The following is a 15,347-nucleotide window of genomic DNA, read 5'->3' as shown; positions in this document are numbered from 1 at the left end:
GCCATTGGAGGAGGTGGGAACTTCACATCCTCCAATGCCGGAATGTTCAAGGAACGTTCAGAAATGGTTGATCAGCCTTTATACCGCGGCGCTTCGCTCGCGGAGATTCACGTTCAAGATCCAGTCGTTTTCACTGTAATCAACGGGACAGTCGATAACGTGAACGCCTGGGTTGGAAACGCAATGATCCAGAAGTGGTAGCAAGGCATCGGCGGTCTCCACGCGATATCCGTTCGCACCATAGGATTCAGCGTACTTGACGAAATCGGGGTTGCCGTAATCCAAGCCAAAATCGGTGAAGCCCATGTTCGCCTGCTTCCAGCGGATCATGCCATAGCCGTCGTCACGCAGGATCACCACGGTGATGTGCATGCCCAGGCGCACAGCCGTTTCCAGCTCCTGGCTATTCATCATGAAGCCACCGTCGCCGCACACGGAAATGACCGGGCGATCAGGGTGCACCAGGTGTGCAGCCATAGCCGAAGGCAGGCCGGCGCCCATGGTTGCGAGCGCGTTGTCCAGCAACACGGTATTAGGCTTGTGTGCCTTGTAGTTGCGGGCAAACCAGATCTTGTAGATGCCATTGTCCAGGGCCACTATGCCTTCGGATGGCAACACTCTACGGATATCTGCTACCAGACGCTGCGGGTACACTGGGAAGCGCTCGTCGTCGGCACCTTCGATGATCTGCGCTTCGTTGGCCTCACGAATAGACAACAGCCGCGTGAAGTCCCAATGGCTGGTGTCATTCAGCGCTTCACCGATCTGCCACACGGCATTGGCGATGTCGCCGATCACTTCGACCTGAGGGAAGTAGACGGCATCGACTTCGGCGGAGCGGAAGTTGATGTGGATGACTTCGGTACCACCACGCACCATGAAGAATGGTGGCTTCTCGATCACATCGTGGCCGATGTTGATGATGAGGTCAGCCGCTTCGATGGCACGGTGGACGAAGTCACCAGACGACAGCGCGGCGTTGCCGAGGAAGCGCGGGTGGCGCTCGTCGACCACACCTTTACCCATCTGGGTGGTGATGAACGGGATGCCGGTCTTGTCGATCAGCTGCTTCAGCACCTTGGCAGTCATCTTGCGGTTGGCACCAGCGCCGATCACCAAGATCGGGCTGCGAGCATTCTGCAATTTCTCAACTGCCGCTTCGACGGCCTTGTGTTCTGCCAGCGGACGTCGATGCAGACTGCGCGGAATCGGCAGAGCGTCGGTCTGCTCGGCAGCGATGTCTTCAGGCAGCTCCAGGTGCACGGCACCCGGCTTCTCTTCTTCGGCTAGACGGAACGCTTCACGCATACGCGAAGGGATGTTGTCAGCCGAGGCGAATTGGTGGGTGTACTTGGTGATGGGATCCATCATTCCGCAGACGTCGATGATTTGGAAACGACCCTGCTTGGACTTTTTGATCGGCTTTTGGCCGGTGATCATCATCATCGGCATGCCGCCCAGGTAGGCGTAAGCACTGGCGGTGACCAGGTTGGTCGCACCAGGGCCGAGGGTCGACAGGCTCACGCCGGTCTTGCCAGTCAAGCGACCATAGGTGGCGGCCATGAAGCCCGCCGACTGCTCGTGACGGGTCAGTACCAGCTTGATCTTCGACTTACGAAGGGACTCCAGCAGGTCGAGGTTTTCCTCACCAGGAATGCCGAACACATACTCGACACCTTCGTTTTCCAGACATTGCACAACGACATCGGCGGCCTTGGCCATTTCATTACCCCAAGCACGGTGGGCTTTTACGCCCTTCACTTCCAAAACGAGAGGCTGTTACCAGCCTCCCTTCTAAACATTACGATCTACGGTGCAACGGTCACATCCGACTGACCACTCTCGGCCAGCGCTTGATGAACAAAGCCTTCAGCTTTTTTTCGCTCAATGAATGCCCTCACATATGCGGCGCCAGCGTCCCGACCTTTCGGCACGGCCATCGCCTGGCGGATCGAGGTAAAAGCGTCGTCCAGAACGCGATAGCTCGGGTCGCGATCAGCCACCTTTTGCAGGGGCTGACGGACTCCCGCAGCAGCGTCGAGCTTCTGGTCTAGGAACAAATCAACTGCCCCTGCGGAGGTCTCCGCTCGCTCAAGCTGGGCATGCTTCAAGGTACGAGTCAGGAACAGGTCATAGGCAGCGCCTTTACCCACTGCCAGCTTCAGGCCCGCTTGGTCTAGATCGGCGACCGAGCGGAAAGGAGAGTCGCGATCAACAAGGTATGTCCCCTCAATGATCACGTAAGGCTCGCTGAATGAGATCTGGGCCTCACGCACCGGCTCAATAGCCAAGAATGCCAGGTTCCAGACGTCCTCCTCCAACGCGGCGAAGACCTTTCCAGCAGCGTCAAAAGTACGCATTTCGAGTTTTACAGACAGCTCTTCTGCGAGTGCTTTGGCCAGCGCAACAGACACGCCTTGAGGCTCGCCACTCGAGCCGCGCTGGGCGAGCACGGGGTTACCGAAATTGATGGCTGCGTGCAGAACGCCACCAGGAGCCAGGTCATCAAGTACCGCTTGGGTAATGGTTGTCATAGGGTTCTCCTGAAGGTGGATTACCAGATTGGCAAGGTGTAGGAAACTATCAAGCGATTCTCGTCAGCACCACGTGCGAGGTTCGAGCGGTACGACGCATTGCGCCAACGGACACCGACATTTTTCAAAGCACCGGACTGGAACACGTATGCGATGTCAGTGTTGCGCTCCCACTCACGACCTTCTCCCACGTGAGTAGCGGCATCGGCGTTATCGCCTTTGACGTAACGCGTCATGAAGGTCAGCCCCGGGATGCCATTGGCAGCAAAGTTGTAGTCGTAACGGAGCTGCCACGAACGCTCGCCCGGTTCTGCGAAGTCGTTGATCTGGATGTAGTTCGTGAGGTACGGGTCAGTGCCGTTGAGAAACGGCATCGACGTATCACCATTCATTTTCTGCAGCCCAAGGCCGAAGGCATGGCCGCCCAAGCTGTAGGTGAACAGACCACTCAGTGCCCCACTGTCGATCGCCCCACCCTTCGCACTGCCGGCGTCGTCGCTCAGCATGTATCGCAGATCGCTTTTGAGCTTACCTGGGCCAATGCTCCAACTGTGGTTTATGCCAAAGAAGCTCTGCCGGTAGACATCTTGCAGTTCGGCGTACTGGTAGCTAATCGTTAACCCTTTGTTGACGGCGTAATCAAAACCGCCCACCCAGTAATCGTCACCCTCCTCAGCCCCGGCAAACCGACGGTTCTTGTTGTTCAGGGTGATTTTCTGCGCGTCGGTAGAGTCACGATCAGTGGCACGATTGAAGCGCGCCCCCGTCAGGGTGAGGCCTTCAAATTCATTGCTGGTGAGCAGGCCACCTTCAAAGGTCTGCGGCAGAATCCGTCCGGTGTTGGCCTGTACGGTTGGCAGCTTAGGAATCAGCGTTCCGTACTTGAGCTCGCTTTCGGAAACTTTCACTTTGGCTGTCAAACCGAGACGGCTGAACTCATCTGCCGCACGGCCATCATCATGTACCGGCAGCAAACCGGAACCCGAACGATCCGGGCTTGAGTCGAGCTTGATACCCAGCATGCCCAGGGCGTCGAGACCAAAACCTACGGTGCCGGGGGTGTAGCCAGAGCGGAAGTCAAAGAGAAAGCCTTGAGCCCACTCTTCCCGCTTGGATTGAGCGGAACCATCGCGAAAGTCGCGATTGAAGTAGTAGTTCTGCAGCTGCAGGCTTGCCTTGCTGTCCTCCATAAAACCCTCTGCATCGGCGGTGCCGATGATCAGGCAAGGGGACAAGGTGATCAGGGTACGCATGATGTTTTTGTTGTTGTGCATCTGGCGATTCCAGGTTGTTGGCATGAGACTGCCCGACCCGTGGTTGGGCAACGATGAGTTTGATCGCTACGATGGATTGCTTCTTGGCTTGAGACCGCTCCTACAGCGGCTGAACAAAACCTGTAGGAGCAGCACTCAGCCGCAAGCAGGCCGCTGCGCGGCCTGGGATATCAGTGGGCTGAAGCGGCCACTGGTTGATCAGGCTCGTTGTTGGTCACACGCATCAGGGCAGTCATCAGGAAGGCGATAACCAAAAGAGCACTGAGGAACAGCAGGCCGGTAGCTGCGCTTTGGCTGTTGCCTTTGACCACCCCAATCAACGAAGGGCCAACGAAACCACCCAGGTTACCGATGGAGTTGATCACCGCGATGGAGACCGCTGCGGTAGCACGATCGAGGAACAAGGTTGGCAATGCCCAGAATGGCGATTTGAAGCTATAAAGGCCCGACAGTGCCACACAGATCATCGCCATCGACGCCACTGCGTTGGGCAGCATGCCGGCACCGATCAGGCCAAGTGCTGCAACTGCCAACGGAATAGCTGAGTGCATCTTGCGTTCGTTACGGCGATCAGAGCTGCGCGACCAGATGATCATCGCTGCAGTGGCAACGATGTAGGGCAGCATGGCGATGAGGCCAATCTGGGTATGGGTCAGGTCGCTGGAGAAGCCTTTGATGATCTGCGGCATCCAGTAACCGACGCCCAGGCTGCCACATTGGTAGACGAAGTAGATGAAGGCCAGGTACAGCACCTTCTTGTTCACCATGGTTTTGAGTACACCCAGGCGCTTCACGTTCTTGCGACTCTGGCGGTCGCGCTCAAGCTCGGCCAGCAGCCAGTCTTTCTCCTGCTGAGTCAGCCATTTGGCCTGCTCAGGCTTGTCTGTCAGGAAGAAGAAGCAGGCAATGCCGAGGAACACTGCCGGGACGCCTTCAAGGAAGAGCATCCAACGCCAGCCGCTCCAGTCGAACCACTTGATGTTATCCATGATCCAGGTCGAAAGCGGCGCGCCAATGATGTAGCTGACCGGAATTGCTGCGGTGAACAGAGCGACCGTAGTGGCCAATTCCTTCGACCGGAACCAGTAAGTCAGATAAACGATCACGCCAGGGAAGAAGCCTGCTTCGGCGACACCCAGGAAGAAGCGCAGCACATAGAGCTGGTTGGCGGTCTGGGCGAATGCCGTAGCAGCAGCGATGGCACCCCAGGTCACCAGAATTCGGGCGATCCAGACACGGGCGCCGAACTTGTTGAGCATGACGTTGCTTGGCACTTCAAACAGGAAGTAGCCAATGAAGAAGATTCCAGAAATGAAGCCGAAAGCCTCGCTGGTCAAGGCCAGCTCCTTGTTCATCTCCAACGCGGCATATCCGATGTTGGCGCGATCCAGATAGGAGACGATGTACAGCAAGAACATGAACGGAATGATCCGTAAGGTGACCTTACGGACGATCGCCTGCTCATCGACAGTTTTATTGTTGTTCATAGAGACCTCATCTAGGGCGAACCGTAGCTCGCCCTTTAATTGTTATCGTAACAGCAGGTATCAGGCGGAAAAGATCATGCAGACCGGACTACCGGTAGAAATCGAGAAGCCTGTCTTTTTCAAACCACCGGTATGCGGATCGACGGCAAACGACACGATGCTGTCGCTATCCTCATTGAGGGCGAACAGAAAACGCTGGTTTGGCGTCAGGCTGAAGAAGCGCGGAGTTTTTCCTTCACTCGGAACAAAGTCGACCGGGCTGAGCAGGCCACTACCTTGGTCAATTGAGAAAACAGCGATGCTGTCGTAACCGCGATTGGACGCGTAGAGGAAGCGTCCACTGCGATCTACCTCAATTTCAGATGCCCGGCTGTTGCCGGTGTAGCTATCAGGCAGAGATGGCAATACCTGGAAAGGCTGCAATGCACCATTGTTCGAATCGAATCGATAGCTGGTAACGGTCGAGTCGAGCTCGTTGATCACATATGCAAAGCCAGCTTTTGGATGCATCGCAATATGGCGCGGGCCAGAGCCCTCGCGAGCAACCGCGAATGGCTGATCGGCGGGGTACAGCTTGCCGTTGTCGAAACGGAAGCTGAAGACTCGATCCAGCCCCTTGTCCGGCACCAAAACGTAATTGCCAGAAGCATCAAATGGGTTGAAGTGAGGCTTAGCAAAAGGCTGCTCAACTCGATGTGGGCCGACTGGGCCGTCAAGCTTGAGCAACTGGTTAATGCCACCCAGGGCCCCATTCTCTTCAACATTGAGGACGGCCAAGGTACCGGTGATATGGTTGGATACGACCATGAAGCGCTCAGTGGGATCCAGGGCCAGGTGTACCGGATTCTTGCCTTCGCAGCTTTGGCGGTTCAGGAAGCTCAGCTTTCCACTGGCCTTATCGACGCTGAATGCACTGACTTCGCTCCGGTCACCGTGAACGGTGTAGAGACGATCCCCAGCACGATTGAGGGCAAGGAATGACGGATTCACCAAGTCATCTAACAACTGCACCTGTTCCAGAGTGCCGGCTTGTTGATGCAGTCGATAAACCGTGATGCCATCACCACGGGCATTGCGCTCCCGGGTTGTGCGCGATCCGACATACGCGAACATAGGGGTATTACTCCCGCTTACAGAATTATTTGAAGACATGGCACTGGCGGCACTGACCAACCCTGTTGGCAGCATCGAACCCAGGAGGCCTAGTCCTGTCGCTGTACATAGATGTTTGAGCAGCGTGCGGCGACATAACCCTGCTTGCGTGACACTCACAGGGCCGTGCGCAACATTAAAATGTTCGCGATCCATAGACTTGTCCTTTATTGTTTTGGACAGGTTTGGGCCTCGTATGAGGCCCTTGGTAATCAACCCCGTGTGCGTGCAACAACCTTGCGGATTACGAAAGGAAGAACACCGCCATTCACGAGGTAGCGCACCTCTTGCTGCGAATCCACACGAGCAATGACCTCGGCTTCATCACGACGACCATCGGCGCGACGAATGATCAATTTGATTACGTTCTCACCTACGGCCAGCTCATCAAGGCCAAGGAAGTCAAACTGCTCGCGACCATCCAGGCGGAGGTCGTCAACGCTTTGGCCGGGCTTGAAGACCAGAGGCAATACGCCCATGCCGATCAGGTTGCTGCGGTGAATACGTTCAATGCTCTGCGCGACAACAGCCTTTACACCCAACAATGCCTGAGCCTTCGCTGCCCAGTCACGGCTAGAGCCAGCTCCGTAGTTGATGCCCGCGAAAACAACCATCGGTGTCTGCTCTAGGGCATAGCTTTTGGCAGCCTCGTACAGTGGCAAGCATTCACTGTGATCCGCATTCCACGCCCAGGCACCGAGGCCTGGTTGCTTGTCGCCCAGAAGACGGTTCTTGACCGACTTGTTGGTGAACGCGCCACGCAGCATCACTTCATGATTGCTTCGACGAGTCGAATACTGGTTGAGGTCTTGTGGGTTTTCGCCACGCTCCAGCAGCCACTGACCAGCCAGGCTATTGGCAGGAATCGCACCGGCTGGCGAGATGTGGTCGGTAGTGACGTTGTCACCAAGTACCATCAGCGCCTTGGCGCCATTGATTGCCAGAGAGGCTTTGGGCTTTGCCTGGATGCCTGCGAGGTATTGAGGGCGACGCAGGTACGTCGACTCTGGGCTCCAAGGGAACTGCACACTGCCTTCGGCAGAAAGCGCCTGCCAATGGTGCGTACCATCCCAGACAGTCGCCAGGCGATGCTGGAAGAACTCCGGCTTCACGACTTTAGCGACCTCATCGGCAATGTCAGCATCGCTTGGCATGAGATCCTGCAGGAACACCGGCTGGCCATCAACACCCGTCGCAAGCGGCTGCGATGTCAGGTCAATATCGATGGTGCCGGCGATGGCGTAGGCAACGCACAACGCCGGGGACGCCAGATAGCCTGCTGGTACTTTAGGATTCACCCGGCCTTCGAAATTTCGGTTGCCGGACAACACGACCACACCTTTGAGACCCTCATCGGCGAAATGCTCAACGTGTTCTTCGAGCTTTCCGGAGTTGCCGATACAGGTCATGCAACCGAAGCCGGCCAGATCGAAGCCCAGGGCAGAAAAGTCGTCCAGCAGGTTGGCTTCAGCCAAGTAGTCTGCGACCACCTGCGAACCAGGCGAGAGCGATGTTTTTACCCACGGCTTACGCTGAAGACCCAGGCTCCGGGCCTTGCGAGCCAGCAGACCAGCTTGAATCATCTGTGCCGGGTTGGCGGTGTTGGTGCAGCTGGTAATGGCGGACATCACCACAGCACCGTGAGTGATCGACTGACCGAACGAAGGCTCGAAGAAGCTCTGCTCTTGCGGAGCCGTGATCAGCTTGCCACCGCCCAGAACTTCCTCTTTGAACGATGCAGCAGCCTTGGATAGGGGCTGACGCTGGTGCGGTTGATGTGGCCCGGCAACACTCGGCTCGATGCTGGCCAGATCCAATTCGATCAGCTCATCAAATTCCGGCTCAGCCAGCTCGTCATGACGCCAAAGCGGTTGGGCGCTCATGTAGGCGACGACTTGCTCTCGCAACTTGGCCGAACGGCCACTGAGTTCAAGGTAAGCCAAGGTCTCGTTGTCGAACGGGAAGAACACAACGGTCGCGCCATACTCAGGCGCCATGTTGGACACGGTGCCACGGGCCGCCCAGCTGAGCGTTGTAAGGCCTGGGCCAGTGAACTCGACAAACTTACCGACCACCGAACGCTTACGCAGGATTTCAGCGACATGGAGGGACAGATCTGTGGCTGTCACACCTGGCCGCAGAGCGTTAGTCACGCGAATACCGATGACTTTCGGAAAGCTGATCGGTACTGGCTCACCCACCATAGCGGCCTGCCCTTCCAGCCCGCCGACACCCCAGCCCAGCACACCAATGGCATTGATCATCGGCGTATGGCTGTCGGTGGCGACCATGTCGTCAGGGTGGAGCAAGCGCTCGCCGTTAGCTCCGCGACTTTCCCAGACGACCTGGGCCAACGCCTCCATGTTCATCTGGTGAATGATCCCGGTACCCGGTGGGATCACTCCGAAGTTGTCCAGGCTTTTCTGTGCCCATTTGATGAAACGGTAGCGCTCGCTGTTGCGGCGGAAATCGATGTCCAGGTTCTGCTCGACCGCGTCTGCTTCCGCATAGCGCTCTACGATCACCGAGTGATCGATGGTGAGCACTGCCGGGATCAGAGGATTCATCGCCTGAGGATCACCACCCAGTTCGGCAACAACATCTCGCATGCCGGCAAAGTCAGCCAAGGCTGGCAGGCAGGTGGTGTCATGGAACATCAGGCGGTTGGGCTGGAACGGTACTTCGCAGTCCGGGCCCTGCCCGATAGCTCGAGCCAAAACTGAAGGCAAGGCTTCTGGAGAGCAGCGTGCAACGTTCTCCAACAGGATACGAATGGAATACGGCAGCTTTGCAAGCTGGCTGTGATCAAGCATCTTGCTCAGATCGACAATCGTGAACGAGTCATCGCTGATTGTCAGGGGAGTGAAGAGGTCGCAGGCAGTCTCGGTCATGCTCATTTCGCTCGGCTTCTTATAGTGCTCGCAGGCATGCGCGGAGCCATGCCTTATGCGTTTGAGCCGATACTAAGAGCAGTCTGCGGGTATGAAAATTGGTCAATCACCACAACACCGTTCTCCAAACGAGAACGCTGCTCCGCCGCTCTACTCTGGCAGTTTCAGGTGATCTATGAAGGTCTTAAGCGTAGGCGATGCTGCCTCGTACTTTCTGAACACCAGCAAAAGCGTGCGGTGCGCCCACGGCTCATCCAATGTCACAGCCTTGAGCTTATGGCTACGCAGGTACTGGTTGATGACACTGCGAGGCAGCACAGCGATACCCAATCCGGCAGACACCATCCTGCACATGCAGTCAAAGCTGCTGATCCTGATGCGCAGTTTGAGGCTCATGCCAAGCTTTACGGCCTCCCCTGTCAGCAGGGTATGCATTGAGCTTTCAAGGTGAGGGCCCACGAACTCATGCTCGAGCACTTCCTTGAACTTGATTACCTTACGCGTGGCCAGTTCATGTCCGCTTGGAACCACTAGGGTTAGCTCGTCACGCCTATAGGTCAGAGTTTCGAGCCCCTCGGAAGCTGTCTGGGCGGCAATGATCCCAAGGTCAGCTCGGCCATCAGCTACAGCTCGAATCACTGCTGAGCCTACCCGCTCCTCAATATCAAATTTGATCTGTGGGTAGAGTTGGGCAAAACCATCAACGTCTTGAGGCAAAAATTGGGACAACGCGGAAGTGATCGCGTGGATGCGGATATGCCCCTTGACCCCGCTGGCATACCCACTCAATTCGGTATCGAGCTGGGCCATGGTTTGCATGACCTGCCTGGCATAGAACAACAAGGATTGCCCTGCTGGAGTCAGCTCAACGCCGCGGGCATTACGCAGCAACAGAGGGGAGCCAATTTGCATCTCAAGCTCAGTGATCCTTTTGCTGATGGCCGATACTGCGACGTGCTTGATTCGACCCGCACGAGTGAGATTCCGCTCTTGGGCAACAGTGATGAAAAGGTCAAGGCTTGTGAGGTCGTAGCGCACTGTTCGATTCCTAATAGATAGCGGTTCAAGCTACGCTGGCGCGATCAGAGATCGTTATTCTTGTCTCCGCGCTGACAGCATGGGAATGGTACTCGCTCTTAAGGGCTGCGCTGAAGCATCGCAAGGTGCGCCTCGTGGAGCAGTCCAGCTTGACACTCAATGATGCGCAATTCATCAAGCATGAAGTGGCGGACAGCGAGGAACGCTAACTCTGTCTAATGCCTGCCAGGCCTTAGACGGTACAGAGAAGCGCGCTTTGAAGTGAAACAAACGGATACCAGAAACCAGTATCACTGCACACTGTCATGCGAGCATGGCCACACCTGTAGCCGCTCTATCTCAAAGGATTACGCATGCGTAAGAGAAGTAGTCCGCCGCTCCAAAAAACCTACTTGGGCATGATCATCTCGATGCCATTCATCCTCGCGCTAGCGCTCCGGATGCAAGGTGACCTGACGTCCCAGACAGCCACCCTCACCTTCACCGTGAGCGGGCTCATTTATCTGAACCTGCGCTGGATCCAAGACTGCTTCGGTTTGTTTCTTCAAATACAAACTGATGCAGGCTGCCCCTTAGGGCTGGAGTCAATCGCTTAATTAGCCGAAGGCCGCTGCTTTTCACTTTACGTTCAATGCCAAGGCGCGCAGCGCTCAGTGGATTGATCCGTTCAAAATGTGCTCAATTTTCTGGTCGGTGGCAGACAATACGTTCTGAGTCTGGCTGCGATTCGCTTAGGCCGTCTGTAACCAGGCAGTGTCATCCGCGCCTGCCGATAAGCCACCGCCAATGTCTTTAAGTGAGGCAGAGACTATCTGGATGTCGATCAAGGCAATGAACATGCCCACGCACATGCACGCAAAGGCGGCGACCTTTTGTGGCGTGCTTAACTCGGGCAGCCCGCTGCTCACAGGGAGCCTGCTGGTTCGTGTCCCGAATCAGTCACCGTAGGTGTGGAGCTGGCGGCGTGAGTGTCGACTTCGGTGATCACCGACAAACCGGGACGGAGGACACCGAACTCTGCATCGCTATCCTGAAGAAGAATTCTGACTGGTACACGTTGAACGATTTTGGTGAAGTTGCCAGTCGCGTTTTCCGGTGGAAGGATACTGAACTGCGCCCCTGTGGCGGGGGCGATGCTCTCAACACGTCCGTGAAATACTCGCCCAGGCAGAATATCAGCCTCGATGCGTGCCGGCTGTCCAACCCGTAAGTGCGATAGCTGGTCTTCCTTGAAATTTGCATCAACCCACAAACCTCGGGCAGGTACCACCGACACCACCTGGCTGCCGGCTGCGACATAGGCACCCACTTTTGCCCGGCGATTGCCGATGTAGCCATCTACAGGTGAGCGCAGTTCGGTGTAGCCAACATCCAACTGGGCCTGCTCGCGGGTCGCCTCAGCCTGTGCCAGAGCTGCTCTGGCTTGCTCGCGCTGGGTCTCGATGACTACGAGTTGCTGCTGCGCAGCCAATACGCCGGCTGCGGCATGGTTCTGCTCGGCTAGGGCTGTCTTCCAGATGGCATCGGCATGCTGAGCATTCTCCAGTGAAACCGCATGGCTGTTCAGTAGGACTTGAGCCCGGGCTTTATCCTGCTGTGCTCGCTCAGTTTCGGCCTGACGCGCCTGAAGCTGTGCCTTGGCCTGGCTGATCAATGAGTGCTGGAGTTGTTCCATAGCGTTCAAGTTAGCCAGGCTGGCACGCTGTGCTGCAACGGCACCGTCGGCTTTTGCCAGAGCCGCTCTGTAATCGCTGCCCTCGATACGCACCAGTAGGTCCCCGGCTTTCACGAACTGATTGTCCGCTACAGCGACGGCCTTGATGTAGCCCGGTACCTTTGCACTGATCACTGTCACATCCGCGCCGACATAGGCATCGTCCGTACTTTGAAGGAAGCGGCCCGTCGTCCACCAATGGAAAAAGAACGCTGCTGCTACAGCAAAGGCAAACACCAAGGCGGCCAGCTTGAGCAGTTTTTTGCTGAATTTGGGTTTCACTCGAGTTGGTGGCGTGGTCTGCGCACTCTCGATTGGGGAGTCGACTGAAGCGTTCATTGCTGTCCGCTCCTGTTCGAGCTTGGTTGCGGGAAGGGGCTGACCCAAAGCTTTTCGTGTCGATAACCTTCACCGGTCTCCACGCGCCAGTGAGTAAGAGGGTCTGCATCGGGCGAAATATGTAGGCGGTGTTCTTCCACCGTAATCGACTTGCCAGTGTTGCTGTCCATCAATGCCAGTGCGACAGGCTCACCAGTTTCTACATCGGCCAGATAGACCTTTTTCGAGCCCTCGGCATGTTTGGCCCCCCACATCATCAAGGTCAGGATCACCGGGCGAAGATCGCGCCCCGCCTCTGTCAGAACGTACTCGAAGCGGGGAGGATTGTTCTGATAAGGCCGGCGATCCATCAAGCCGGCGGCGACTAGGTCGTTTAGTCGTCGGGTGAGCGTGTTACTGGCAATCCCCAGGCTTTGCTGAAACTCGTCGAAGCGACGCAAACCATAAAACGCGTCTCTGAGGACCAACAGGCTCCAACCGTCGCCGATGAGTTCGAGTGCGCGTGCCACTGGGCATGGCATCGACTGGAAGCTGGCTTTTTTCATGATTGCCCCGAGCATGATCAGATGTTGAAATCACTATTCCACTGTGACTTTCATTATGCAAGTCACTTTGGTTGAAATGTGAGTTGGCTGTCGTACACCCGTGCTGGGGGACCTGGGATTTCAGCGGCACAGAGCCGCTTTCACCCTGGTGATTACTCGCCTTCACTGCTCCAAAGCAGCCATGGCGATTCTGATGTCATGATCAGGTGTGTCGCCGCTAACGCCTATAGCGCCTACGACGACTCCATTAGATTTAACTGGAAGTCCTCCCTTCATCATGACGAAACCTGAGGTGATCGCTGCCGCCCGGCCGCTATTCACGCTGGTTTCCAGGTCACCTGAAGAGCGCTTGAAGATTGCCGCTGTTTTTGCCTTACCTTGGGCCAGCTCAATCCCGGCAACTACAGGTGCACCATCCATTCTTGCGGTGAGGATCGGCCATCCACCGTCGTCCACGATCGCGATTGAACACGGCCATCCATGCTGGGCGGCATAGGCCTGCGCTGAGGCAGATAGCTGCTTGGCTTCCGCTAAGCTGAGCGTAGGTTTTGTCGTAGGGGTTGTTGTCGGTTCTGCCAGCACGCAGGAAGCTGCAAGAGCTGCAGCAACCACGGTCAGTCTCCGGATCATTTTGTGATACTCCTTTTGCTCGTTCTCGATCAATCAGCTGTCGGCGGGGACGATTGCAATCAGTGGTTTGGTTTCATGTTCAGAGGTGCCATGCCGTTAGGGGTTGGCAGCGGTCGGCGTAGGTAGATGCCGACAATCAACGCAGCTAGCATTCCCAGAGTTCCGGCCACGAACAGCATCTGTGAAAATCCTTGCATGAAGGCGTGTTCAGCCGCGACTTGGACAACTGCCTTGGATGCTTCCGGAATGGTTTCTAAAGCACTGTGCAGATCACCTGCCGCGGTGCTCAAGGCGAGCCTCTCTGCTTCAAAGGACAGTTGAGGAGCTAGTGACCCGAGTGAGTCATTGAGTGCATCCCTCGTGAACGTTGCGAGCAGTGCTCCATAGACCCCAATGGCGAGGCTGATGGCCGAGAACCGCATTGTTGTGCTCATGCCAGACCCCATGCCCAGGCGATCTGGGGGGATACAAGCCATGATGTTTTTCTGAGTGTCGCCGTTCAACAAGCCCGCGCCGGCACCAAGCACCGTGCTTGCCATTGCGAAGAGCAGATAGCTACCGGAGGTGGCTACGATGGCGCAGAGAACGTTACCCAAGCCGACCAGTAGCAGGCCTATGCTCATGATCGTGGCGGGGTGAATGCTCTTCGGCAAATAGGCACCAACCCGCGGCATCAGGAACATGGCCAGAGCAAATGGCAGCATCCCGAGCCCCGAGTTTATGGCCGAAAAGCCTAGGCCAGCCTGCAGGTAAAATGGCAGGAGGGTCATCATGACCTGCGCGCACGCGGCATACGAGAACATACCCAGGAGTGCAGCGTTAAACCGGGCATGCTTCATAAGGTCGAAATCGACCATGGGGCGTGGATGATGCTTTTCGAACACGATGAAGAGCACCATCAACAGTAATCCCGCAGCCAAGCGCAGGGTAGTTGCTGGTGATTGCCATCCCGCGCGGTTGCCTTCAATCAGACCCCACATGATGCAAGCCAAGGAGGCGCTGAACAGCAACGCTCCAAGTGGATCGAGTCGTGACGCGTTTTTGTCGCCAGACTCCGGAATCAGGCGATGCACAGCCCACATGAGCAACAAGCTCACCGGTACGTTCAGCCAGAATATCCATCGCCATCCAATCGTGGTGGTGATGAGTCCGCCCAGGAGCGGAGCGCTAGTAATGACGATCCCCATTGTGGTTCCCCAAAATGCCCAGGCTTTGGCACGAGCTGGTTCGTTGGGGAAGCAATGGCCGATGCTTGCTAGTGCAGACGTTAAAAGCAGCGCTGCACCTACACCCTTGAAAGCGCGGGCTACATCCAGGAGCAACAAAGTCGGAGCAGCTGCACAGGCAGCCGATGCCGCGGCGAAAATTGTCAGACCAATCTGAAGCGTTCGTTTTCTACCGAACCTGTCAGCCAGGCTTCCTGCAGGCAACAAAAGAGCTGCGAAGCTCAGTAGGTACGCGCTTACAACCCATTCAATGTCGGTAAGGGTGGCATTCAGCTCGCGAGCAATGGTCGGTAAGCTCACCGCGACAATGTTCGTGTCGAGGATGATAAGCGCACATACCGCGGATGCCGTTGCGAGGATCAATCCTGGATTTTTGTAGGTCGGTTCGCTAGCCAATTTTTGCATTCCTGAATGGTCAGTCCTCGATTTTATCTGGCAGCAATCGATCAAGATCTCTCATCGATGAACGATTTCGTTAGCTAAAAACTAACGCAGGTATGGCGGCTGTGCGCTGGCC

The 15,347-nt window shown here is 56.3% G+C and carries 11 protein-coding genes; all 11 read right to left on the bottom strand.

Annotation, left to right across the window (positions count from 1 at the left end; translation table 11 throughout):
- Window positions 1-78: 78 nt before the first annotated feature.
- Entirely contained in the window at window positions 79-1,722 is a 1,644-nt protein-coding gene (locus tag ACMGGG_RS08105; protein WP_414155218.1) for an acetolactate synthase large subunit, read from the bottom strand.
- Between the two features lie 86 nt (window positions 1,723-1,808).
- Window positions 1,809-2,534: an ABC transporter substrate-binding protein gene (locus ACMGGG_RS08100; protein WP_414155217.1), complete on the bottom strand. Its 726-nt coding sequence runs from the start codon at window positions 2,532-2,534 to the stop codon at window positions 1,809-1,811.
- 20 nt (window positions 2,535-2,554) lie between these two features.
- Entirely contained in the window at window positions 2,555-3,808 is a 1,254-nt protein-coding gene (locus tag ACMGGG_RS08095) for an OprD family porin (RefSeq protein ID WP_414155216.1), read from the bottom strand.
- A gap of 170 nt (window positions 3,809-3,978) precedes the next feature.
- Window positions 3,979-5,295, bottom strand: coding sequence for an MFS transporter (locus ACMGGG_RS08090; protein ID WP_414155215.1), 1,317 nt, complete (start codon window positions 5,293-5,295; stop codon window positions 3,979-3,981).
- Between the two features lie 60 nt (window positions 5,296-5,355).
- Entirely contained in the window at window positions 5,356-6,408 is a 1,053-nt protein-coding gene (locus ACMGGG_RS08085) for a lactonase family protein (protein WP_414155793.1), read from the bottom strand.
- Window positions 6,409-6,659: 251 nt separating this feature from the next.
- Window positions 6,660-9,338 carry an aconitate hydratase AcnA gene (gene acnA, locus ACMGGG_RS08080; RefSeq protein WP_414155214.1) on the bottom strand — a complete coding sequence of 893 codons (2,679 nt, stop codon included), beginning with the start codon at window positions 9,336-9,338 and terminating at the stop codon, window positions 6,660-6,662.
- A 150-nt stretch (window positions 9,339-9,488) separates the two neighbouring features.
- Entirely contained in the window at window positions 9,489-10,376 is an 888-nt protein-coding gene (locus tag ACMGGG_RS08075) for a LysR substrate-binding domain-containing protein (RefSeq protein ID WP_414155213.1), read from the bottom strand.
- Window positions 10,377-11,280: 904 nt separating this feature from the next.
- Window positions 11,281-12,429, bottom strand: a complete 1,149-nt coding sequence (locus ACMGGG_RS08070; RefSeq protein WP_414155212.1) for an HlyD family secretion protein — start codon at window positions 12,427-12,429, stop codon at window positions 11,281-11,283.
- Complete coding sequence (locus tag ACMGGG_RS08065) at window positions 12,426-12,974, bottom strand: winged helix-turn-helix transcriptional regulator (protein WP_414155211.1); 549 nt, start codon at window positions 12,972-12,974, stop codon at window positions 12,426-12,428. Before ACMGGG_RS08065 ends, ACMGGG_RS08070 begins: the two co-directional genes overlap by 4 nt.
- 162 nt (window positions 12,975-13,136) lie before the next feature.
- On the bottom strand, window positions 13,137-13,604 hold the full coding sequence (locus tag ACMGGG_RS08060; RefSeq protein WP_135001781.1) for a GlcG/HbpS family heme-binding protein: 468 nt from the start codon (window positions 13,602-13,604) through the stop codon (window positions 13,137-13,139).
- A 59-nt stretch (window positions 13,605-13,663) separates the two neighbouring features.
- On the bottom strand, window positions 13,664-15,226 hold the full coding sequence (locus ACMGGG_RS08055; protein WP_414155210.1) for an MFS transporter: 1,563 nt from the start codon (window positions 15,224-15,226) through the stop codon (window positions 13,664-13,666).
- Window positions 15,227-15,347: the final 121 nt, after the last annotated feature.

This window comes from Pseudomonas sp. BNK-44-b, assembly GCF_047456245.1.
In the GTDB taxonomy this organism is placed as follows: domain Bacteria; phylum Pseudomonadota; class Gammaproteobacteria; order Pseudomonadales; family Pseudomonadaceae; genus Aquipseudomonas; species Aquipseudomonas machongensis.
Note: the sequence above shows the minus strand (reverse complement) of the source record. Positions and strands in the feature narration are given on the sequence as shown.